A 21,191-nucleotide genomic window follows, 5' to 3' on the forward strand; every position below is an offset into this window, starting at 1 on the left:
ATCCTCCGCCGTGAGGGCCGGGAGGGTGTCAGGTCGCGGCGCGGACCACCAGGCGCGCGGGGAGGACGACGGAGCTGGTGTGGCGGCCGTCGAGGCGGGACAGGAGCAGTCGCGCCAGGGCCAGGGCCTGGTCCGCGGCGGGCACCCGGACGGTGGTGAACGCCGGGGTCGTGCAGGAGGCGGCGTGGATGTCGCCGAAGCCGACGACCGCCAGGTCTTCCGGCACCCGCAGCCCCTTCTCACGCGTCGCTTCCATCGCGCCGATCGCAGGCTCGTCCAAGGTGGCGAACACAGCGTCCAGGTCCTGGTCGCCGGACAGCAGCTCGCGGGCCGCGGTCGATGCTCAGCTCGCGAAGGAGTTCTCCAAAGGAGTATGGCGTTGGGGCCGCCCTTGTGGAGGCGGCCCCAGGTCTGTCGGTTCGGTCAGTGACCGGCGCCGGGGCCGGTCCGGCGCGGGGCGCCCGCGGCGAGTGCCAGGTCCTGCTGGATCACGTAGTACTGCGACTTGGGCTTCAGGTCCGCGTCGTACAGCAGCGCGGCGCCCTCCTGCGGGTTGTTGAACCAGCCCGGGATCCAGGAGTACGTGTCGCCGAAGCCCCACGGGGTGAACGAGATGCACTCGCGCACCGCCAGGCAGGCCTTGAGGGCGCGGGACCAGTAGCTCTCCTGGGCGTACGAGGCCAGCGGGCTGGTCGGGGTGTTCACGTTCGGCGCGGCCTGCGTGAACGTGCGGACGTCCACCTCGGTCTCGGCCACCTTCAGGCCGAGGTCGGCGAAGCGCTGCAGGTTGTTCTGTAGGTCCGGGAAGCCGTACTGCGTGTCGAGGTGGCCCTGGAAGCCGACGCCGTCGATGGGCACGCGCTGGGCCTTCAGGGTCTTGACGAAGTCGTACACCGCGTTGCTCTTCGGCCCGGTGAACTCGAGGTTGTAGTCGTTGTAGAACAGCAGAGCCTTGGGGTCGGCCTCATGTGCCCACCGGAAGGCGTCGGCGATGTAGCCGAGGCCGCCCCACGCCTTGTACCAGACGGTCTGGCGGGGCTTCCCGTCGTCGTCGAACGCCTCGTTGACGACGTCCCACTGCCAGATGTCGCCCTTGAAGTGCTTCGCCTGGTCCTGGACGTGCTTCTTGAGCAGGGCCTTCAGCTCGTTGTTGGACAGGGTGGTGGTGTAGCCGTCCGAGGAGAGCCAGGTGGGCAGCTGGCTGTGCCACACCAGCGTGTGGCCGCGGACCAACTGCTTGTTGGCCTTCGCGAAGGCGACCAGCCGGTCGGCCGGCGCCCAGTCGTAGGTGCCGCGGGTGGGCTCCACCAGCTGCCACTTCATCACGTTCTCGGGGGTGACGCTGGAGAACTGCTCGGCCGTGATCCGGGTGTAGTCGGTGTTGCTGCCGAGCTCGTCCATGTTCACGGCGGTGCCGAAGCGCAGACCGACCTTGTCGCCGAGGGCGCGCAGCGAGTCCGCCGGGTAGCGGACGGCCTTGGGCGGTGCGGCGGCGGTGGCGCCCGGCTCGGCCGAGGCCGAGCTGGTGAGAGCCACCCCGCCCAGCAGGACCGTGGCGCTCAGGACGCCGATGGACAGTGCGGAACGAACCACAGGAACTCCTCGGGTTGAGAACAGGGATGTGATGGCTCTGTGGATCAGGTCAGCCCCGCCGGGCGGGCGGATTCGGGCCGTCACCGGTCGGCAGGCCGACCGAAAATTTCGGGGTTGTTACGAAAGTAATCCAGACCATAGGAAGTTGCCGGTGGTACGTCAAGAGATCCGATCACCAGTGGCTTCGCGGCTCATGGACGCTGCAGGGCGTGGATGTGCGAGAGTCGGCTCTCCGCCTGTGTCCAAGCCGATGGCGGGTTTTTCGAAACTTTTCGGGGTTCTCTGCCCTGGCTGGAGAGACGCGGTATGGCATGTCGCCGGGGCCACCGCGGTGTCGTGGGGGGCACTCGAAAGAAGCCGCTCAGGCGGGCCGTATGCGGGATCATGGCCTCAGGCGGACGTGGAGCCCGGTGGTGATCCAGCGCTGCTGGTGTAAATTTCAAAGCCGCCGCCGCACGCTGGTCGAAAGCCGAGTCCCTGAAGCCCGGGCTCGTCGATCGCGGTGACCACGCGTAGGGCACCGGCCTCGGCTGTCTCGAAGACCGTGACACGTATCAGCGCATCCCGTACCTCTGATGGAACCTCAGGCTGGATGTGCACCAGGTCGAGACGGGCGACGGTGCGCTGCTTGTCCTCCCAGGATGCGGCCGCATGGCCGACGAAAGGTCTCCCACGGGCGTTGTCGACGTAGGCCGTCTTGGGGTTGTTGTACGAGCAGGAGTCGATGAGCTTGCCGCCGGCGTCGCGCAGGTAGGCGGTGTCCTTGTCCTGGTTCCAGATGTAGGCGAAGGTGCCGCCGCCGCTCCGGCCCCAGTAGAGGGTGGTGGAGGTGCTCTTGCCCTTGCCGGTGCGGTAGGGTGACCGTCTTTCCGGCCTTGAGGGTGAACGCGCCGAACGTGTAGACGTGGCTGGCCTGCTTCGTCTTGTCGCGCATGGTCCACCCCTTGAGGCTGACGGCCTTCCGGGTGGTGCTCCTGATCTGTACGTACTCGCCGTTCAGGCTGCTGTTGGAGCCGGTGTCCGGCGAGCCGGGCGAGTCGTAGTAGATCTTGGTGATCCGGACTGCGCGCCGGGGCGGCTGCGCCAAGAACCGGCAGCGGGTCGGCGTCGGCGTCTCGGGTGAAAACCATGTGACATTTCATGGCAGGTGCCGTAACTCTGGCATGGGCGATGAGTTTTGTCGGTGGTGTCCGTCAGGCTTTCCATGAACGCAACTTCTTGCGGGGCTCAGGGCTGAGCCCCCAGCCATGCCCGCGTCATGTTCCGACGATCCTGATCGAGGTACCGTGTCAATCGCACAGACTGATTCCCCCGCCAAGCCTGTGGCCCCGGCCGCTTCGGGGCGCACCCCGGCTGTGATCCGGCTGCTGGTGCTCGCCACGTTCGTGGTGATCCTCAATGAGACGCTCCTGATCAACGCGATTCCGCGGCTGATGGGCGCACTGCAGATCACGGAACAGACGGCGCAGTGGTTGTCGACCGCATTCATGCTGACCATGGCAGCCGTCATCCCGATCACCGGGTGGTTCCTGCAACGGGTGTCCACTCGTGGTGCGTACGCCACCGCGATGGCATTGTTCCTGCTCGGCACGACGCTGGCCGCCGTCGCGCCGTCGTTCGAGCTGCTGCTGGGCGCCCGCATCATCCAGGCGTCCGGGACGGCCGTGATGATGCCGCTGCTGATGACGACGTTGATGCAGGTTGTGCCTGAGTCGGACCGCGGCCGTGTGATGGGCAACGTCACGCTGGCCATCTCGGTCGCGCCCGCCATGGGCCCGGCGGTCTCGGGAGTGATCCTCCAGTTCGGGTCCTGGCGGCTGCTGTTCGCCGTGGTGCTCCCCATCGCCGCGTTGATCACGTGGAGCGGCCTGCGACAGCTCAAGAACGTCGGGGAGCCCCAGGCCAGCGCCATCGACTGGCTGAGCGTGGTGACCGCCGCCGCCGGCTTCGGCGGCCTGGTCTACGGGCTCAGCCGGTTCGAGGGCGGCGACGTGCGCGTGGCCGCCTCGATCGTGGCGGCGGGCCTGGTCGCCATCGCCGTGTTCGTCGTCCGCCAGCTGTCGTTGCAGAAGCGCGGCGTGCCGCTGATGGACCTGCGCACCCTGCGGCACCGCACCTACACGATCGCGCTGATCCTCATGTCGGTCTCCTTTATGGCGATGCTCGGTGCGATGATCCTGCTGCCGCTGTACCTGCAGAACGTCCGGCAGCTCAGCCCCCTGGAGACCGGGCTTCTCGTGATGCCGGGCGGTCTCGCGATGGGGCTCCTCGGGCCGACCGTCGGCCGCCTGTTCGACCGGTTCGGCGGCCGGGTTCTGGTCGTCCCCGGCGCGGTCGGCATCATGTTCGCGCTCGCCGGCTTCACCCAGGTCACGATGACCATGCCGTTCTGGCAGCTCCTGGGCCTGCACGCGCTGCTGATGGTGAGCCTGGCCGCGACCTTCACCCCCGTGTTCACCCTGGGGCTCGGCGCGGTTCCCCCGCACCTGTACTCCCACGGCAGTTCGATCCTGAGCACGTTGCAGCAGGTCGCCGCGGCCTTTGGCACCGCGCTCGTGATCACCGTGATGGGCGCGCGAGCCGATGCCCTGAGGTCCGCGGGAACGACGGAGGTGCTCGCCAACCTCGGCGGAATGCGGCTGGCCTTCGTCATCGGCGCGGTGCTGTCCCTGGCCGTGGTGGTCACCGCCGTGCTCCTGCCTGCCCGGGCGGACGCCGGAGCCGAGTTCCAGGGACACGGCCACTGAGACCGGGCCAGGCGACGGCGGGAGCGGAATCGTGCCGGGCGGGTCCTGCCCGCCCGGCAAGCGGCAGCTCAGGGGGCGCCGGCCTCGCCTTCACCGGGCTCCTCGTGGTGACCGTGAGTTTCTGCACGACCGGTCCATGAGACGGCCTGGCCCAGGTCTTCCGCTTCAGCCGTCGTACGCGGAGTGCTGAACGGCGTTTACGCCCGGAAACGCGTTGCGGTTCCGAAAGGCTCGCCGGAAAAGACCCTGTCCGGCATTCTGTCCGTACGGATGATTTCCGTACGGACAGTGCTTTCCACAACGGATGGACCGGCTATGTGAATGTGGCCGGGACGGAGGACTGATGGGATTTTCTCCCAACGCCCGGGCGTTCACCGCCGGACTGCTGGTGAGTAACAGCGCTCCTCATCTGGGCACGGCGGTGACGGGACGCCGGCACCTGACACCGTTCGGCAGGAATTCCGGTCCGGCGGTGAACCTTGTTTGGGGGTTGGGTAATCTCGCCGGTGGCCTGTTACTGCTCCGTACGGTGGTGCAGGCCGAAGGGACGGACCAGAAATGGTATTCGCGCCTCGTCGCATTCGAGAGCGGCTGCGCCGCCTTCGCGATGTGGATGGCGGCGACGGAGAAAGTCCTGTCGGTGATTCAGACACGGGACTGATCGCGGCTTCCGGTCGCTCACGGCATCCGTCGAGCGTGGCAGCGGGACGGGGCCGCGCCCGGCATGGCGCCTCGCGCGGGCAAGAGGGGCGGCGGTGGAGATAGCGCCGCAAGGGGTTGGCGGGGTACAAACGACCCAACACATTTTTCGCGGCTTGATACAAGCCGCCCGTCTGAGAGAGCGCTCTCACGAGGCTTCCGCAGGAGGGCGGGGGTGTCAGGCCGTCCACCCCCCTGAGTAGGCAGGTCGATGACGATCGTGAGCCACCCCGGCACCCGAACGGGCCACCGCGCCCGTCGAGGGACCCTCCACGCGGTGTCCTCCTACCCGCCGTCCACCCCCATGTCCTCCGCGTACCGCATGGAGCGGGAAGGACGGACCGCATGACGCCCCAGCCTTCCGGCCGCCGCCGGATCGGCCTCGTGTTCTCCGCTGGCCTGCTGATCACCGCCGCCGCGATGTCCGTGACACCCCCGGCCGCCGTGGCCACCCCCCACAACCCGGGTGCCGCCGCGCACAACCCGGGTGCCACGAATCTGGGCCCGAACGTCACCGTCTTCGACCCGGGCATGCCGGTCGCCGACATCCAGGCCACTCTCGACGCGGCCAACGCCGCCCAGGTCGACAACGAGATGGGCACGTCCCGGCACGCCTATCTCTTCAGGCCCGGTACGTACGGCACGGCGGAGCACCCCCTGCAGATCAAGGTCGGCTACTACACCGAGATCGCCGGTCTCGGCGCCTCCCCCGGGGACGTCGTCATCAACGGCAAGGTCGAGGTCTACAACCGCTGCCTGGAGAACAACGGCACCGGCAACTGCCTCGCGCTCGTCAACTTCTGGCGCACGCTGTCCAACCTGTCGATCAACGTCAACGGGGCCGGGCAGGACGACTGCCGGAAGGGGGCGAACTTCTGGGCCGTCTCCCAGGCCGTCTCGATGCGCCGTCTCAACGTCACCGGCGGCACGTTGTCGCTGATGGACTACTGCACCGCCGGCCCGCAGTACGCCAGCGGCGGTTTCATCGCCGACTCCAAGCTGCCGTCGGTCACGAACGGCTCCCAGCAGCAGTGGCTGACCCGCAACACCGAGATCGCCGGCTGGTCCAACGGCGTGTGGAACCAGGTCTTCTCCGGGGTCGTCGGAGCGCCGGACGAGAGCGGCTTCCCCAATCCGCCGTACACGACGCTCGACGCCACGCCGGTCAGCCGTGAGAAGCCGTACCTGTTCACGGACGCGCAGGGCAGGTACAACGTGCGGGTGCCCGCCGCGCGGAAGAACACCCGGGGTGTCTCCTGGGCGAACGGCCTGACCCCCGGCCGTACGCTGCCGATCGGCGACTTCTTCGTCGCCAGGCCGTCGGACTCCGTGCAGACCATCAACAGCCAGCTCGCCCGGGGCAGGCACCTGCTGCTCACGCCGGGCGTGTACGACATCGCGCGGAGCATCGAGGTCAGGCGTCCCGGCACGGTGGTCCTCGGCCTCGGGCACGCCACGCTCACCGCCGTCCACGGCTCGACCCCGATCGACGTCGCGGACGTCCCCGGCGTCGTCGTCGCAGGCGTGACCATCGACGCCGGAACGGAGAAGTCGCCGGTCCTGCTGCGCGTGGGCAAGGAGCACGGCGGGCACCGGACCTCGGCGAACGACCCGACGACCCTCTCCGACGTGTACTTCCGGGTCGGCGGACCGCACGTCGGCAAGGCCGAGGTCGCGCTGCAGGTTGACAGCGACGACGTGCTCATCGACCACACGTGGGTGTGGCGCGCCGACCACGGAGTCGAGGGTTTCACCGACACGCAGCGCTGGAAGACGAACATCGGCCGCTACGGCGTCGTCGTCAACGGCGACCACGTGACGGCGACCGGCCTGTTCGTCGAGCACTTCCAGCGCTACAACACGGTCTGGAACGGCGACGACGGCACGACGATCCTCTACCAGAACGAGCTGCCGTACGACCCGCCGGCCCAGGCCGACTGGATGAACGGCAAGGTCAGGGGGTACGCCGGTTACAAGGTCGGCGACCGGGTGCGGGCGCATCGCCTGTACGGCGGCGGTGTCTACGTCTTCAACCAGAACAACCCGTCGATCCACACCGAGAACGGCTTCGAGGTGCCGCGGACCCCGGGCGTGCGGCTGCACCACATCATGACGGTCAACCTCAGCGCGGGCACGATCGACCACGTCGTCAACGGCGTGGGTGACGCGGCCGACACGACCAAGGTCGGTGCGCCGGTGTACGTCACGGACTACCCGGCCCCGTAAGGCACGAAGAACAGCGGGCAGGTGCGGGCCGTACGCGGTCCGCACCTCACGCGGGCATGATCACCCTGCTGACCGAACTCCGCGCGTCCATCGCCGAGGCCAACGCCAGGCCGCGCCCCGCCCACCCCGACGCCTGACTCCCGCCGAGCCGGGTTCAGCGGAGGCCGGCGAAGAGGTCGTCCTCCTGGTCGGGGGTGGCCACCCGGGACGTCTTCCTGATGAAGAACTCGTGCGAGAAGGCCTGCTGCTGGGCCTCGGGCGACATCTGCAGCATGGGGATGTTCTCGCCCTGGCTCGCGTGCGCCCGCAGGGCCTTCATCTTGCTCTCCACGTACGGCGAGACCTCGACGACGGAGGTGATCAGCTCCTCGGGGGTGCCGAAGTCGTCGGGGATCTCGAAGTCCTCCGGGGCCATGCCGCTCTCCTGGAGGAACTCGAACATTCGCTGGATCCGCTCACGCGGCACGGCGATGTAGTACAGCTTGTCCGGGATGCCGGTCATTTCCGCCGCGGCGACCGCGATGCGGTAGGCCTGGATGTGGTCGGGATGCCCGTAGTTGCCGTTCTCGTCATACGTGACGATCACCTGGGGCCGGTAGCGCTCCATGAGCGCCGCGAGCCGGGCGGCGGCCGTCTCGACCGGGACGTTGGCGAACGCGTCGGCGTGGCCGTTGCCCTCCCAGCCGACCATGCCGGAGTCGCGGTAGCCGAGCAGTTCGAGATGGTCGATGCCGAGGTGGGCGACCGACTCGCGCAGTTCGGCCAGCCGCTGCTCGGCCACCGCCGCGTCGTCGTGCCCGGGCTCGCCCGGTTTCACGCCGCCGGGCCCGTCGCCCTGCTCGCCGTTGGTGCAGGTCACCAGAACCGTACGGATGCCCTCCTGGGTGTACTTCGCCAGGACGCCGCCGGTGCCCATCACCTCGTCGTCGGGGTGGGCGTGCACGGCCATCAGGGTGAGCTCCGAGTCCATTCCATCCCCCGTGGTGTCGTTTACCGTCACCTGGACGACCCTATATCCCGACTTGATCCTCAGGGCGGGGGCGAACCGGCTCAGCGGTGGCGGGGTGGGAGACCGGGGTCATGCGGCCCGCCACGAGCCACCAGACGAGGAGCAGCGCCAGGGCCAGCGCCACGGCGAAGGGCGGCAGGGTCCAGACGCCGGCGCCCTGCGCGATCGCCCCGGCCAGCCAGGGGAACACGCCTCCGCCGACCACCGACACGCCGTTCAGCAGCCCGATCGCCGTGGGCACCAGCCGGGGCACGGTGAGCCGGTGCGCCACGGCCATCGTCGTGGGGAACACCGGCCCGAGCCAGAAGCCGAGCAGCACGAAGCTCACGCCGGCCACGGCGGCGCCCGGCGCGATCCAGGCCAGCACCGTGCTCACGGTGATGCCGGCCAGGCACACGTAGGTCATCCCGGTCGCGGTCATGCCGAGCCTGGTCGCGGCCGGGCTGATGAGGAAGCGGCCGAGGGCGAGCCCGAGCCAGTAGCCGGAGACGGTGTATCCGGCGATCTGTTCGCCCTGCCCGTGCTCCTCAACCAGGAAGGTGAACCCCCAGTTGCCCACGCTGATCTCCAGGCCGACGTACACGGCCAGGAACACGGTGCCCAGCAGGACGGCGGGCTGCCGTATGACGGCGGTCAGCAGGCCGGGACGCCGCGCCTGCTCCCTGTCGGCCTGCTCCCCGTCCGGCGCGGCCAACGGGATGTCGCGGGCGGGCAGGGTCAGATGGAACCCGGCCAGCAGCGGCAGGCTCACCAGGGCGAGGACCAGCCACACGGCCGTCCACGGCAGGAAGGTCAGGATCCAGGTGGCCAGCAGCGGCCCGAGCAGCGCGCCGACGCCGAAGAACGCGTGCAGGCGGTTGAGCAGCGTCGTCGCCCCGGGCCGGTCGGTGAGATAGGCGTTGAGCACCGATTCGAGGATGCCCGTGCCGTACCCGGCCAGAATCTGCACCGCCACAAAGGCCGCGAACGGCGGGCGTACGGCGGTGTAGAGGCCGGCCAGGGCGAACACGCCGCTGCCGACGACGAGCGAGGTGCGCACCCCGAACCGGTGGATGAGCCAGCCGGCGGTCGACCCCGCCAGCATGAACCCGGCCGAGAAGGTGAAGAACTGGGTGCCGACGGTGGCCTTGTCGAGGCCGTAGTCGTCGATCTGCGCGGGCAGCAGCACCGCGCCCACGCCCGCGCTCAGGCCGACCAGGACGAAGGTGGCGTAGGCGAGGGCGACCGGCACCCACGATTCACGCCGCAGTGCGGACACCCGACCTCCCGCGATTGACGAGCAGCCTGCCGACCACCCGCGGCGCGGGAGCATCGGTCCGTGAGCACCGGTGATCCCGTTGCGGCGAACATGCTACTTGGCACACCCATCAGCATTGAAGGGGCTTATGGGTGGTTATGGTGTCCGCCCTCTCGGCGAAGCGCGTCGCGTCCGCGAGGGCCTTCCCGGCCAGAGGGTCACTCCCGTGGGATCGCCGCGAGGTTCAACACCCGCAACTCGTTCCCCGGCTCGACCAGGTTCTTCTGGCAGACCCGCGCGCCCGGGGTCGGGGAGGAGGGCAGATTCTTCAGCTCGTCGGCCTGGAGAGGCCGGCAGGCCCTACGTTCCTTCAGCGGAGCGGCGTTCCAGTAGTAGACCAGGCTCGGGGAGAACGACGTGCCCTGTCCTACCGACCAGTTCTTGCCGTCTTCGCTCCCCACCCCGATCGTCGCCGTCCGCCCGGTCTCGATGTCGTACAGTTGCGGCCCGCGGCCACCGTCCATCGACACGAAGCGGTCGCCGTGGACCGCTGGATCGGCCGCGCGGCTGGGCAGCTTCCGCTCATCCGAGCCGTCGGGACGCACCGCCACGATGGAACCGCCGGATCTGCCGAGGCACCACTGCAGGCGGCAGTGGAGGGCGTGCACCCCCTTGGGCGCGGTGAGCGTGCGGCGCTCGCCGGTCTCCAGGTTCACCAGCAGGCGCTGGTCCGGGTCGCCGTCCCTGACCTCGTCCCACCGCCGCGTCACCACATCGGTTGCCCACGGCCACGACTGCAGCCACAGTCCGTCGGTGCCCGGGATCTTCTCGGGCGTGCCCCCGGTGAGGGGTACGCGGTAGAGGCCGCCGGACTCCGGCGACCACACCACGTGGGAGTCGGTCACACCGATCATCGCGACCGCGGAAAGGGCCCCGGTGACCTCTCCGACGCGGACCGGCCGGCCACCCTCGACGGGCACCGCCCAGAAGTCCGCCCACGCCTCCCCGCTGTTGGGGCGGGCGCCGTACCAGACCACGTGGTGCGGCCCGGCTTCGGCGCCCTGCATGAAGTAGTCCTCGACATGCAGGGGCATCTCGGCCAGCACCCTGCTCGTCCCGGTCGCGAGGTCGTAGACCTCCAGGCGGCCGGTCTTCTCGAACGACACCTCCGCCGCCACGAGGATCTCGGTCGGGCTCAGCGCGGTTACCGGGCGGTACGTGAAGCCGTCGGCCGTCTTCTTCGGCATCGTGAAGACCGCCTGCGGCCACACCTCGCTCGCCGGTCTCGCCCGCTTCCCCGGCGCCGGGTCCTCCGGTTCCCGGATCGGCGTCTTCGCCGTCGGGGTGGTCGCGGTCGTGGCTGTGGTCGTGGCTGTGGTGGCCGGCCGGTCGCCGATCGTGGCCCTCGGTCCCACGCTCCTGACCACCGTGGTGCCGCCCACGGCGACGGCGACCACACCCGCCACCGCCAGCGCCGTACGGTAGCGCTGCCGGGTCCGCCGCCTGCGCCGCTCGCCGAGCCCCGCCAGGAGGTCCACCGGCTCGGGCGCGCCGTCCGCCGCCTGCCGCAGCGCGGCCGTGAGATCCGCCTCGCTTCTCACACTTCCTCCATGTCGGTCGTACGGCGCCGTACGCGTAGTTTGTCCAGGGCCCTGGCGGCCTGACTGCGCACCGTCCCCGGCGAGATGCCGAGGATTCGGGCGATCTCCGCATCGGGCAGATCCTCGTAGTAACGCAGCACCAGCACCGCCCGCTGTTTCGGCGGCAGGCCGGTGACCTCGGCCCACAGTCCCGTGTCGCCGTCGAGGCGCACGTCGGTGTACGCGATCTCGGGCGCCTCCGCCGTCAGCCGCTCGCGCCGCCGTCGCCGCCACCAGCTGATGTGCTGGCGCGCCATGATCGTGCGGACGTATCCCTCGGGATCGTCCCTGCGCACCACCCGGTGCCAGGCGTCGCCGAGGCGCAGCAAGGCCTCCTGCACGAGGTCCGCCGCGTCGTCCGCGTCGCCGGTCAGCACGTACGCGTAGCGGTACAGCGCCCCGCCGCGCGCCCGGACGAAATCGTGAAAGGTGTCGTCCACGTTCCAGGGACGTACGGGCCCGTCCGTACGTTGCACGGCCCGTCAAGCACCCCCCACTTTCGGGTGATTTGTGGTGGTTTACGTAGCCTGAAGTTCTGGGAGAGGGGAGACACCATGCCCGATCCAGCGGACGCGACCGTGTTCTTCGTGGGCAACGCCACCATGATCATCAGATCTCACGGGTTCACCCTGCTGACGGATCCGAACTTCTTGCACCGGGGCCAGTGGGCCCGTCTCGGCTACGGCCTGCGCACCCGACGCCGTACCGAGCCGGCGATGGAGGTCACGCAGCTGCCACCTGTGGACCTGGTCGTCCTGTCGCACATGCACGGCGACCACTGGGACGACATCGCCCGCCACGGCCTCGACAGGGACCTGCCGATCGTCACCACCCGTCACGCCGCGCACCGGCTGAGGCGCCAGGGGTTCCACCGGGCCGTCGCCCTGGACCCCTGGGAGTACCACTTCATGCGCCGCCACGACGCCACGCTGACAGTCACCGCCACACCCGCCCGGCACGCCCCGGGCCCCGTCGAGAGGTTGATGCCGCCGGTCATGGGCAGCGTGCTCGACTTCGCGAACGCCGGGGAGGTGGACCTGCGCATGCACATCAGCGGTGACACGATCATGGACCCGTGCCTGGCCGAGATACCGCGCCGCTTCCCGGACATCGACGTGGGCGTCGTGCACCTCGGCGGCACCCGGATCTTCGGCGTCACGGTGACGATGGACGGTCTCCAGGGCGCGGAGTGGCTGCGGCTGATGCAGCCGGAGTCGGCCCTGCCCGTGCACTACGACGACTACGAGGCGTTCGCCTCGCCGCTCAGGGACTTCCAGCAGCACGTCCGCCGGACGGGACTGTCCCACCTTGTGCACTACATCATGCGCGGCGAGACCTACCGTCTGCCCGTACGGCAGGCCGGCCTGCGCCCGCACCGCCCGGTGACCGGTCCCGGCCGGAGCGCCGGCCCGCCGTACGGCTGAGCGCGCGGCGGGTCTCACCTGCGCTTGGGACGGCGTACGGCGAAGGCGAGCCCAGGTACGGCACGGCCGCGACGGCGAAGAGCGGCCCGGGGCCGGCCCACACCGATCCGGCGGCGTAGCCGCCGTAGACCGCCAGGCAGACGATCTCGACGCCGACTCCGGCCATCGAGGTGACCGTGGCCCGCGCGCCGTCCGAGATCTCCTCCTGGAGTCGCGCGTCCAGCGTCGCCGAGGCCCACTGGACCAGGCCGAAGGAGACGGCCACCAGCGTGACCGCCGCGGGGTGGCGCGCCGCGGCTCCCGCGGCCCCGGCGGACAGGCAGACGGCGGCGAGCACCAGGGCCGGTGCGAGCGCGCCCTGTCCGCGGCCGGCGAACCACCCGCCGGCCATGCCACCGACACTCACCAGCAGCACGAGCAGCGGCACCGTCCCGGCGGACACCCCGGTGGCCTGGGCGAGCAGGGGCACATACTCCTCCATCGCCCCGATGACCGACATCACCGACAGGACTGTGATCGCGCGGCGGATCGCCGGCCCCTCGCGCACCTGGGCGAGGCCCTCCCGCAGGACGCCCAGAGGGTTCGTAATGTCGGGGATCTCGCGGTGACGGCGCGACTCGGGGAACGTCAGCGCCACGGCGGCGCAGAGCGGTGTCACCAGAACACTGGCCAGACCCGCCGCGCGGAGACCGCCCGCGGCGAGCACGGGCGCCGCGAGCGCGCCGGCGGCCGCGATCGCCGTGGCGCCGACGGCGGCCGACCGGCCGACGAGCACCGGGTAGCGGTCCGGCCTGCCACATCGCCCGAGTTCCTCGTACACAAGGGCCTGGACGGTGCCCGAGCGCAGCGAGCCCCCCGCCCCCCACAGCACGAAGCCCAGCGCGAACGACCAGTAGGAGGGGACGAACGTCCACAGGGCGTACCCCGCGCCCGTGAGGAGGGGCGCGGCGGTGAGCAGCGCCCGGCGCGAGACGAGGTCGGCCCACACACCGGACGGGATCTCCAGCACGAAGCCGGTGACGGACCAGATCACGAACAGCGAGGAGATCTGGGCGGGCGACAGCCCGTTCTCGGCGAACAGCAGGGCGTACACCGGATAGAGGACGACGAAGTCCTCGAGGAACGCGTAGGCGTACAGCCGGGCCGCGAGGGCCCGTTCGGGTGAGCGTCAATGTCGCCAGGTCATGCAGGCACCCTAAGGCCATGCGGATCCGCTCCGCATCGGGTTTTCCGGCGCGCGATCCGCTTACGGGCTGACGGCCAGGAGCAGGAACGCGGCGAACAACGCGAGATGCACGCCGGCCTGCAGCAGGGTGGCCCGGCCGGGCACCACGGTCAGGGTGGCCACGACGACCGTGAGACCGAGCAGCACGATGTGCGTCGGACCGAGACCGAGCAGCAGGGGCCCCTCCAGCCACAGCGACGCCGCGGCGATCGTCGGGATGGTCAGGCCGATGCTCGCCATGGCCGACCCGAACGCCAGGTTCAGGCTGACCTGGACCCGCGCCCGCCGCGCCGCGCGTACGGCGGCGAGGGTCTCCGGGAGCAGCACCAGCAGCGCGATCGCCACGCCCACCGCGGCCTGCGGAAGCCGGGCCGTACGCACGACCGCCTCGATGGCGGGCGCCTCGATCTTCGCCAGCCCGACCACCGCGATGAGCGCCGCCAGCAGCAGCGCCAGGCTGACCATGGCCGCGCGGTTGGAGGAGAGATCCGCGTGCTCCGCCTTGCCCCCGTGCCTGCCCCCCTGCTTGCCGCCGCGCTCGCCGGTGGTCTCGACGGGCAGGAAGTATTCGCGGTGCCTGATCGTCTGGGTGAGGACGAACAGACCGTACAACGTGATCGAGGCGACCGCGGCGAACGCGAGCTGGGCGGGGGCGAAGGCGGGGCCCGACACGGTCGTGGTGAAGGCGGGCAGCACGAGGCTCAGCGTCGCGAGCGTGGCGACGGTGGCCAGGGCTCCGCCGGTTCCCTCGGCGTTGAAGACCGCCACCCGCCGCCGCAGCGCGGCCATCAGCAGCGAGAGGCCGACGATGCCGTTGCAGGTGATCATCACGGCGGCGAACACGGTGTCGCGGGCGAGTGACGACGCGGCCGGGCCGCCGGACACGGTGAGACTGATGATCAGCGCCACTTCGATCACCGTCACCGCCACCGCGAGGATCAGCGACCCGAACGGTTCGCCGACCCGGTGTGCGATGACCTCCGCGTGATGCACGGCCGCGAGCACCGCGGCCGCCAGGAAGACCGCCGCGATCGTGACGACGAGGGGAGGAATCGTCCGGCCCCACGCCAGGGCGAGCACGATCACGGCGAGGATCGGAGCGGTCGTCGTCCAGGAGGTGGCCAGTCGGCGGAAGAACAGATTCACGCCTTCATCCTGCCCAAATAGGGCGATTTACGATGATTCGCTCATTTGTGTCTGATGTGGGGCTCTGAAGACTGGTCCGCCGCCGCCGCCGCCGGTGCGGGCGGGTGCCGTGCCGGCCCGGACTCACGGCCGTGCCGACCCGCGCCGTACGGCGGTGCGGATCAGAGTGTGCGGTGTCAGAGCTGTGTGGTCTCAGAGCTGGCCGAGCAGCCAGCGTGGCCCGATGACGAGGGCGCCGAGTGCCGTTACCCGTTCGCGCAGCCCGCGGTCGGCGGTGACGACGAGTGCCGTCTCCCACGGCCGCACACCGCGCACCGTCTCCACGATCGCGTCGTCCCCGCTGCCCCCGGCCAGCACGACCGTCATGTCCCCGTTCACCGGCCCGGGGTCGGCGGCTTTGGCCGCGGCGCCCTCCAGCACCGCGAACATCCGGGGGAACCACCGCGTGAGCGCCGGCACTCCTTGCGGCATGTCGCCGACGCCCCGCACGGTCAGCGCGATCAGCTCGTTGAGCAGGCGGTTCGCGGCGCCCGCGCGGTCCTTCCACCAGCCGTGCTCGGCCCGCGCCCCGATGATGTTGGCCATGTCGAGGACGACCACGACCGGGCTCAGCGCGGCCCGGATCAGCGGCCAGGAGCCGGCGAAGCCGGGATGCAACTGCCTGGCGGTGACCTCGTCCGCGGCCACCCACCGCAGGTCGAGGCTCTCGCCGTTCGCGGGCGCGGCGTCGAGCAGCCCGTCCGCCTCAGCGATCACCGTCTGGAACGACCAGCCGCCGTGGTCGTCGACGTAGAGTCCGCGTACCCGGACGAGATCGGCGCGGAGGGCCGCCTCTTCCCGAGCCTCGCGCAGCGCGCCGGTGACGGCGTCCTCGTGACTGTCGCGGGCCCCGCCGGGCAGGCCCCAGGTGCCGCCGTGATGGCTCCACCAGGCCCGTTTCTGCAGGAGCACGTACGGCATGCCGTCCAGCGTGTGGTGGACGGCGAGCAGGCCTGCGGCGCCGTGCAGTCCCCAGTGCTGGTGTCCCAGCGAGCACAGGGCCCAGCCGTCGCCGTCCATCGCCGCCATGCCCCTATTTTGGCGCAGCCCGGGAAAGCCCTGGTCGCGCGGTGCGGAGCGGTGTTCGCCGCTCCGGTGTCACCAGTGGTCGACGGGCACCTCCACCCCGGCGGACAGGTCGAAGAGGGTCACGCCGTCGGCGAGGCGGATCACCTGGATCTGCGTCGCGAAGCGCAGGCCGCGAAGGCGGATGGCGGCCTCGTGCGCCCGGCGCGGGAAGTGGTAGCGGTCGGCCGCGCGGCCCCCGCCGGGAACCGGCCGGGCGGAACGGACCTCGAACCGGTCAGGAGGCCACAGAGGGGGCAAAGGCACAGATTGCTGCCAAATGGACATGTCTCTCCTGTCTCGCCGTTGAGAACAAGCAGTTGACCGGTCGGGTGCGGGTGATCGCCACAGCGTGACGGCGTCGTAGGCCGATCGTTATTAAGTGGTAAGCGATCCTTCCCAAGCCGGAGTCCATAGCCCGTTAGCGTTTGTGCCCTCACTCGCGATCCCCCTTTGTCGGGAGGATCGGGAGATGTCATATCTGGAGAGACGCCCGCTTCTGCGGCCGGAGAAGCGGGCGTTGTCCTCCACCCATCGCCCACCCCTCATCCCAAGCTCATCCCAGCTCGTTCCCGTTGATCGTCGGTGCCGTCATCGGCCGTTGACGGAGAAGTGCTGGTAGTCGCGGGCGCCCGACCAGGTGCCGCCCCAGCCCCAGCCGATGCTCGCGAAGGCGCGCACCACGCGGTCGCCCCTGTTGATCACGCCGGGCTTCTTCAGCGGTCTGTCCACGAACGCGTCCGCGTTGCGGTGCGCGTTGCTCCCGTCCGCCTCCACGTACGGGTTCTCGCGCGGGTTCAGGTCCACCGCCAGCCCGTACGCGTGGTTGGACCAGCTGCCCGATCCCGTGGCGTTGCGGCAGTTGAAGGCCGAGGTGTTGTCCGCCTCGATGGAGTCGAAGTCGCTGCCCTTGTAGACGTCGACGGGCTCCATCCGCCGGATGGGATAACGCATGTCGTACAGCTTTCCGAAGACCGACGCGACGTCCTCGGCCACCGATTTGCCGACCACGAGCATGCCGGTGTGCGCCTTGTCGTCGAAGCCCCAGTAGGTCATCGTGATCTTCCGCAGACCGCTCGGCGCCACCGGGCAGCCGGGCCGCCAGGAGTGCCGCAACTCGTCCCGGGACACCTTCTCGATTTTCGAGGAGAAGGCGGGCGGGCCGCTCGGGCTCGGTGTGCCGCCGTCCTCCGGAGCGGACGGGGCGGGCGTGGCCGGGGGCGTCGCGGACACGGGGTCGGTGGACACGGGCGTGACGGCGGCCGGGGAGAGCGGCGCCGCCGGTGACGTGACGGCGACGGGCGTCGACGTCCGGGCGGGTGCGGAGGCGGCGCCTCCGGCCTCGGGGCCTGCCGCGCCGCCACAGCCGGTCACGCCCACCAGCGTCGCTATCATCACCGCTGACCTGCGGTTCTTCAATAAGCCCATAGGCGCAGAGTACTCGCGGCCGCAGGATGCGCCGACGGTTGTGCACAACCTGTGGATAACCCGCCCCCGAAATGCTCACCCGCCTTCTCGGATGGGAGACTCCCAGGCGTGCGTACCCGGCCCGGCCCGGAAACCGAGGATCGGAAACGTCGGAAGCCGCCGCTAGGGTGGCGTGCGTGATCGAGGAACTGCGCTTCGGCGGGGTGAGCGTGCCGGCCCACGCTTTCTTCGTGGGCCTCGGCGTGGTCCTCGCCAGTGTGGTGTTCGTCCTGGAGGCGCGCCGCAGGGGAGCGCTGCGTGAGGAGTCGCTGGTGGCGGTCACCGGCGCGCTCGTCGGCGGAGCGGTGGGCATGCGGCTGTCCGGCTGGGCCGAGCACCTCGACCCCGCGCTGAACCCCGGGATCGTCGAGGCGTGGATGTTCGGCGCCCGGAGCATCCTCGGCGGGCTGACCGGCGCTTACGTCGGCGTGCTGGTGGCGAAGCGGCTGATCGGCTACCGGGAGCGGACCGGCGACCTGTTCGCTCCCGCCGTCGCGATCGGCATGGCCGTCGGCCGCGTCGGCTGCTTCCTCACCGAGGCCCCCGGCCGTCCCACCACTCTTCCCTGGGGAGTCCACGCGCCCGCGACCGTCCCCGAGTGCCCCGGATGCCTGGCCGGGCAGGCCATGCACCCCTCATTCCTCTACGAGGTCGTCTTCCAGCTCGCCGCCTTCGGCGCGCTGCTGTGGGCGCGCGGCCGCCTCGACCGGCCGGGCGAGCTGTTCACCCTCTATCTGGGCGCGTACGCCGTGTTCCGGTTCCTGGTCGAGTTCACCAGGGCGAACGAGACGGTCTGGCTCGACCTGACCCGCCCGCAGTGGTTCCTGATGCCGGGCCTGGCGCTGCTCGCCGTCCGGCTGGCGTATGGCTGTCGCAAGGGGTTCTACGACAGGCTGCTCCCGGGGCGGGGTGAGCGGCCGCTCTTAACGGGAGTACGGCTTTCGCCCGTCGGCGAGGAGGACAGATGAGCACACCCCCCGAGCCGCCCGAGCGGCCCGAGCGGCCCCAGGACCCCCGTCCGGGCGACCCACCCTCACCCCCCGACCAGCCCCCACCTCCCGGCGAAGCCCAGGGTGGCGCACCCGGTCCCGGAGGGTCATATGGTCCGGGTGGTGGTTCCGGCCCCGGCGGGCCGTACGGCCCGGACGGCGGGGCGCCCTACGCGTGGCCGCCACCGCCGCCGCGGCAGGAGAACACCACCGGAGTGGTGATCGCGCTGACGTTCGCGGGCGTCGTGCTCGAAGTGATCGTCAACTCGATTCTCGCCGTCGCCACCCTGGCGGCCGCCGACAGCCTCGGCGCTCACAAGGAGATAGCGGTCGTGGGCGGGGCCGTGATCCTGGCGGCGATCGTCTTCGGCGGCGGGACGCTGCTGATCCGCCGCCGGCAGCCGTGGTCACGGGGGCTCGGGCTCGGCCTGATGATCGGGTGGGCGCTCGTGACGATCCTCAGCGCCGGTTTCTGCACCGGCGTCAACACCTCGCTCTACACGGACGGCGGACTGTGACCATGGGAATGCCCCTGCGGGGGGACCGGATACTCCGCTACGTCAACGCGTTCTGCCCCCGCTGTCACGAGGAGCGGCCGGACCGCCCGCTGGCTGAGGTGCCGCGGCTGTCCGGCTGGCTGGCCGCCCGTGACGGCCGCGTCTATCTGGAGCGCGGCTGCCGGGCGCACGGCATGGTCAGGACCCTCTACGACGAGGACCCGGAGATCCTCGCCTACCTGGAGGAGTGGACCGCTCCGACCAAGGCCCACCTGCCCGACGTCGCGGGCAACTTCGACCCGATCCCGGAGGCGTACCTGCGGGGTCTGCCGGAGATGCAGACGCAGCACACGTGCATCCTCCTGGAGGACGTCGCGGAGGCGTGCAACCTGCGCTGCCCGACCTGCTTCACCGAGTCCTCGCCCGACCTGCGGGGAGTCGTCCCGGTCCGGGAGATACTCGCCAATGTCGACCAGCGGCTGTCCCGGGAGAACGGCCGGATCGACGTGCTCATGCTCAGCGGCGGCGAGCCGACGCTGCATCCCGATCTGCCCGAGTTGCTCGCCGAGCTGGCGGCGCGGCCGATCACCCGCATCCTCGTCAACACGAACGGCCTCCTGGTGGGCAGGGACGACGCCCTGCTCGACCTGCTCACCGAGCACCGCGAGCGCGTCGAGGTCTACCTGCAGTACGACGGCGTGTCCGCCGAGGCGTCCCGGCACCACCGGGGCGGCGATCTGCGGCGGCAGAAGGCGGAGGCGCTGCGCCGGCTGTCGGAGCGGGAGATCTTCACGACCCTGGTGATGACGGCCGCGCTCGGCGTCAACGACGGCGAGATCGGCGACGTGGTGCGCCTGGCTCTCGACACGCCCTACGTCGGCGGCGTGTCGATCCAGCCGCAGTTCGGCTCGGGACGGTCCGGCGCGATCGACCCCATGGACCGGCTCACCCACACCGGCGTGCTGAAGCGCCTCGGCCCCCAGACCGACGGCCTGGTCACCTGGCGCGACCTCACCGCGCTGCCCTGCTCGCACCCGCACTGCTGCTCGGTCGGCTACATGGTCAGGGACGACGCCGACCGGTGGCGCTCGCTGACGGCCCTGATCGGCCACGACCGCCTCAAGGAGAACCTCGGCCTGGTCTCGAACCGGATCGCCGACCCGGAGATCCCCCGCCAGCTTCGCATGGCTGTTCAGGAGTCGCTGCTCGGCCTGTTGTCGGAGCAGTCATCGCTGTCCCACCCCGAGATCGGGAAGGTCTGGCGCGACATCTGCGAGAACTGCGACCTCGGGCTGACGACCCTGCTGACGCTCGCGTCGTCGGTGCTGCCCGGCCGGCAACGGCGCCTGCGGAAGCTGCTCGGCGAACGGGTCGTGCGGATCACGATCAAGCCGTTCATGGACATGTCCACCATGCTGGAGGAGCGCCTCACCCAGTGCTGCGTACACGTCGGCACCCGTTCCGACCAGGACCAGTGCGCGCCGTTCTGCGCGGTCCAGGCCTGGCCGGCGCTCGCGCGTCAGCGCCTGTCGGCCGTCGCCTCCGCCGACACCGGCGTACGGCTGCCGCTCGTGGAGATCACGTGAGCCGCCGCGTCGCGGGGCCGGCGTGAACCCCGGCACCGGGCCGCGGGCGGGCGACCGGCCGGGTGACCAGCGCCCGGACGACCGCTGGCCGGACGACCAGCGGCCGGACGATCACCCCACCGGCGTCGCCTACGAGCAGGCCCTCGCCGCCCGGGGCCGTACGCCCGGCCAGGCCCCGGCAAACGGGCAGGCTTCGGCAAACGGGCAGGGTTCGGCGGGGGAGCAGGCGCAGCCGTACGATCCGCTGAAGCTGTGCGTCTACGCCACGGTGGCGCTGCTCGCCTGGCTGTTCGGAGCGTGGGCGGTGCTGGCCTTCGCCGTCCTGGGCGTCGCAGGATACTGGCGGGCCCGCCGCGCGGGGCTCACGCGGAGCAAATGCTATCTCCGCGACACCCGGCTCGTCCTCGCCTACCTGGGACTGGTCGCCCTGGCCGCCGCCGCGGCCCTCGTGCTCCCGCACGTGTCGCGTTAGCCGGCATTCGGGCCGCAGCGCCTCGGGCGCCGGCACCTCGCGGCGCCGCTGTGCCTGACGGGCGCTCCGGCCCCGGTGAAGCGCGCTCCGAAGTGCTGTGGACGTGTCATCGCGCCGGTCGGAAGCTCCG

General features: G+C 70.5%; 20 protein-coding genes. 8 read left to right on the forward strand and 12 right to left on the reverse strand.

Going from position 1 to position 21,191, the window contains the following annotated elements; genetic code table 11:
- Positions 1-28: 28 nt before the first annotated feature.
- From OG344_RS09785 to OG344_RS09795, 3 genes are all read right to left on the reverse strand, one after another.
- Positions 29-292 carry a substrate-binding domain-containing protein gene (locus tag OG344_RS09785; RefSeq protein ID WP_327048911.1) on the reverse strand — a complete coding sequence of 88 codons (264 nt, stop codon included), beginning with the start codon at positions 290-292 and terminating at the stop codon, positions 29-31.
- 131 nt (positions 293-423) lie between these two features.
- A complete protein-coding gene (locus OG344_RS09790) occupies positions 424-1,593 on the reverse strand; it encodes an endo-1,4-beta-xylanase (protein ID WP_405087938.1) in 1,170 nt (389 codons plus the stop codon).
- 583 nt (positions 1,594-2,176) lie between these two features.
- Positions 2,177-2,680, reverse strand: a complete 504-nt coding sequence (locus OG344_RS09795; RefSeq protein ID WP_405087939.1) for a lamin tail domain-containing protein — start codon at positions 2,678-2,680, stop codon at positions 2,177-2,179.
- A 199-nt stretch (positions 2,681-2,879) separates the two neighbouring features.
- Here OG344_RS09795 and OG344_RS09800 point away from each other — a divergent pair, with 199 nt between their 5' ends.
- The 3 genes from OG344_RS09800 (at position 2,880) to OG344_RS09810 (ending at position 7,265) form a co-directional block, all read left to right on the forward strand.
- Positions 2,880-4,340, forward strand: a complete 1,461-nt coding sequence (locus OG344_RS09800) for an MDR family MFS transporter (RefSeq protein WP_405087940.1) — start codon at positions 2,880-2,882, stop codon at positions 4,338-4,340.
- A 343-nt stretch (positions 4,341-4,683) separates the two neighbouring features.
- Complete coding sequence (locus tag OG344_RS09805) at positions 4,684-5,001, forward strand: hypothetical protein (RefSeq protein ID WP_405087941.1); 318 nt, start codon at positions 4,684-4,686, stop codon at positions 4,999-5,001.
- A 383-nt stretch (positions 5,002-5,384) separates the two neighbouring features.
- On the forward strand, positions 5,385-7,265 hold the full coding sequence (locus OG344_RS09810; protein ID WP_405087942.1) for an adenylyl cyclase: 1,881 nt from the start codon (positions 5,385-5,387) through the stop codon (positions 7,263-7,265).
- 154 nt (positions 7,266-7,419) lie between these two features.
- Here OG344_RS09810 and OG344_RS09815 read toward each other — a convergent pair whose 3' ends face one another.
- The 4 genes from OG344_RS09815 to OG344_RS09830 all read right to left on the reverse strand — a co-directional run bounded on the left by OG344_RS09815 (position 7,420) and on the right by OG344_RS09830 (position 11,591).
- Complete coding sequence (locus OG344_RS09815; protein ID WP_405087943.1) at positions 7,420-8,265, reverse strand: PIG-L family deacetylase; 846 nt, start codon at positions 8,263-8,265, stop codon at positions 7,420-7,422.
- A gap of 10 nt (positions 8,266-8,275) precedes the next feature.
- Positions 8,276-9,532, reverse strand: coding sequence for an MFS transporter (locus OG344_RS09820; RefSeq protein WP_405087944.1), 1,257 nt, complete (start codon positions 9,530-9,532; stop codon positions 8,276-8,278).
- A gap of 197 nt (positions 9,533-9,729) precedes the next feature.
- A complete protein-coding gene (locus OG344_RS09825) occupies positions 9,730-11,112 on the reverse strand; it encodes a hypothetical protein (RefSeq protein ID WP_405087945.1) in 1,383 nt (460 codons plus the stop codon).
- A complete protein-coding gene (locus OG344_RS09830) occupies positions 11,109-11,591 on the reverse strand; it encodes a SigE family RNA polymerase sigma factor (RefSeq protein WP_405087946.1) in 483 nt (160 codons plus the stop codon). Before OG344_RS09830 ends, OG344_RS09825 begins: the two co-directional genes overlap by 4 nt.
- 114 nt (positions 11,592-11,705) lie before the next feature.
- Between OG344_RS09830 and OG344_RS09835 the strand changes: the two genes are divergently transcribed.
- Positions 11,706-12,575 (forward strand): MBL fold metallo-hydrolase, encoded by an 870-nt coding sequence (locus tag OG344_RS09835; RefSeq protein WP_405087947.1) that lies wholly within the window; start codon positions 11,706-11,708, stop codon positions 12,573-12,575.
- Here OG344_RS09835 and OG344_RS09840 read toward each other — a convergent pair.
- From OG344_RS09840 to OG344_RS09860, 5 genes are all read right to left on the reverse strand, one after another.
- Positions 12,472-13,713 carry an MFS transporter gene (locus tag OG344_RS09840; protein WP_405089065.1) on the reverse strand — a complete coding sequence of 414 codons (1,242 nt, stop codon included), beginning with the start codon at positions 13,711-13,713 and terminating at the stop codon, positions 12,472-12,474. The two genes, OG344_RS09835 and OG344_RS09840, sit on opposite strands and share 104 nt — an antisense overlap.
- Positions 13,714-13,821: 108 nt before the next feature.
- Positions 13,822-14,946: a calcium:proton antiporter gene (locus tag OG344_RS09845; RefSeq protein ID WP_405087948.1), complete on the reverse strand. Its 1,125-nt coding sequence runs from the start codon at positions 14,944-14,946 to the stop codon at positions 13,822-13,824.
- 192 nt (positions 14,947-15,138) lie between these two features.
- Complete coding sequence (locus OG344_RS09850; RefSeq protein ID WP_405087949.1) at positions 15,139-16,014, reverse strand: NUDIX hydrolase; 876 nt, start codon at positions 16,012-16,014, stop codon at positions 15,139-15,141.
- 69 nt (positions 16,015-16,083) lie between these two features.
- A complete protein-coding gene (locus OG344_RS09855; protein ID WP_150933782.1) occupies positions 16,084-16,311 on the reverse strand; it encodes a hypothetical protein in 228 nt (75 codons plus the stop codon).
- 330 nt (positions 16,312-16,641) lie between these two features.
- A complete protein-coding gene (locus OG344_RS09860) occupies positions 16,642-17,478 on the reverse strand; it encodes a M15 family metallopeptidase (protein ID WP_405087950.1) in 837 nt (278 codons plus the stop codon).
- A 176-nt stretch (positions 17,479-17,654) separates the two neighbouring features.
- Between OG344_RS09860 and OG344_RS09865 the strand changes: the two genes are divergently transcribed.
- From OG344_RS09865 to OG344_RS09880, 4 genes are read left to right on the forward strand one after another with little or no spacing between them, the layout of a single operon-like run.
- Entirely contained in the window at positions 17,655-18,485 is an 831-nt protein-coding gene (locus OG344_RS09865; RefSeq protein WP_405087951.1) for a prolipoprotein diacylglyceryl transferase, read from the forward strand.
- Complete coding sequence (locus OG344_RS09870; RefSeq protein ID WP_405087952.1) at positions 18,482-19,024, forward strand: hypothetical protein; 543 nt, start codon at positions 18,482-18,484, stop codon at positions 19,022-19,024. Before OG344_RS09865 ends, OG344_RS09870 begins: the two co-directional genes overlap by 4 nt.
- A gap of 2 nt (positions 19,025-19,026) precedes the next feature.
- Positions 19,027-20,589, forward strand: a complete 1,563-nt coding sequence (locus OG344_RS09875) for a radical SAM protein (protein ID WP_405087953.1) — start codon at positions 19,027-19,029, stop codon at positions 20,587-20,589.
- Between the two features lie 22 nt (positions 20,590-20,611).
- Positions 20,612-21,061: a hypothetical protein gene (locus OG344_RS09880; RefSeq protein WP_405087955.1), complete on the forward strand. Its 450-nt coding sequence runs from the start codon at positions 20,612-20,614 to the stop codon at positions 21,059-21,061.
- The last annotated feature ends 130 nt before the right edge of the window (positions 21,062-21,191 follow it).

It is taken from the genome of Microbispora sp. NBC_01389 (assembly GCF_045040095.1).
Lineage (GTDB): Bacteria > Actinomycetota > Actinomycetes > Streptosporangiales > Streptosporangiaceae > Microbispora.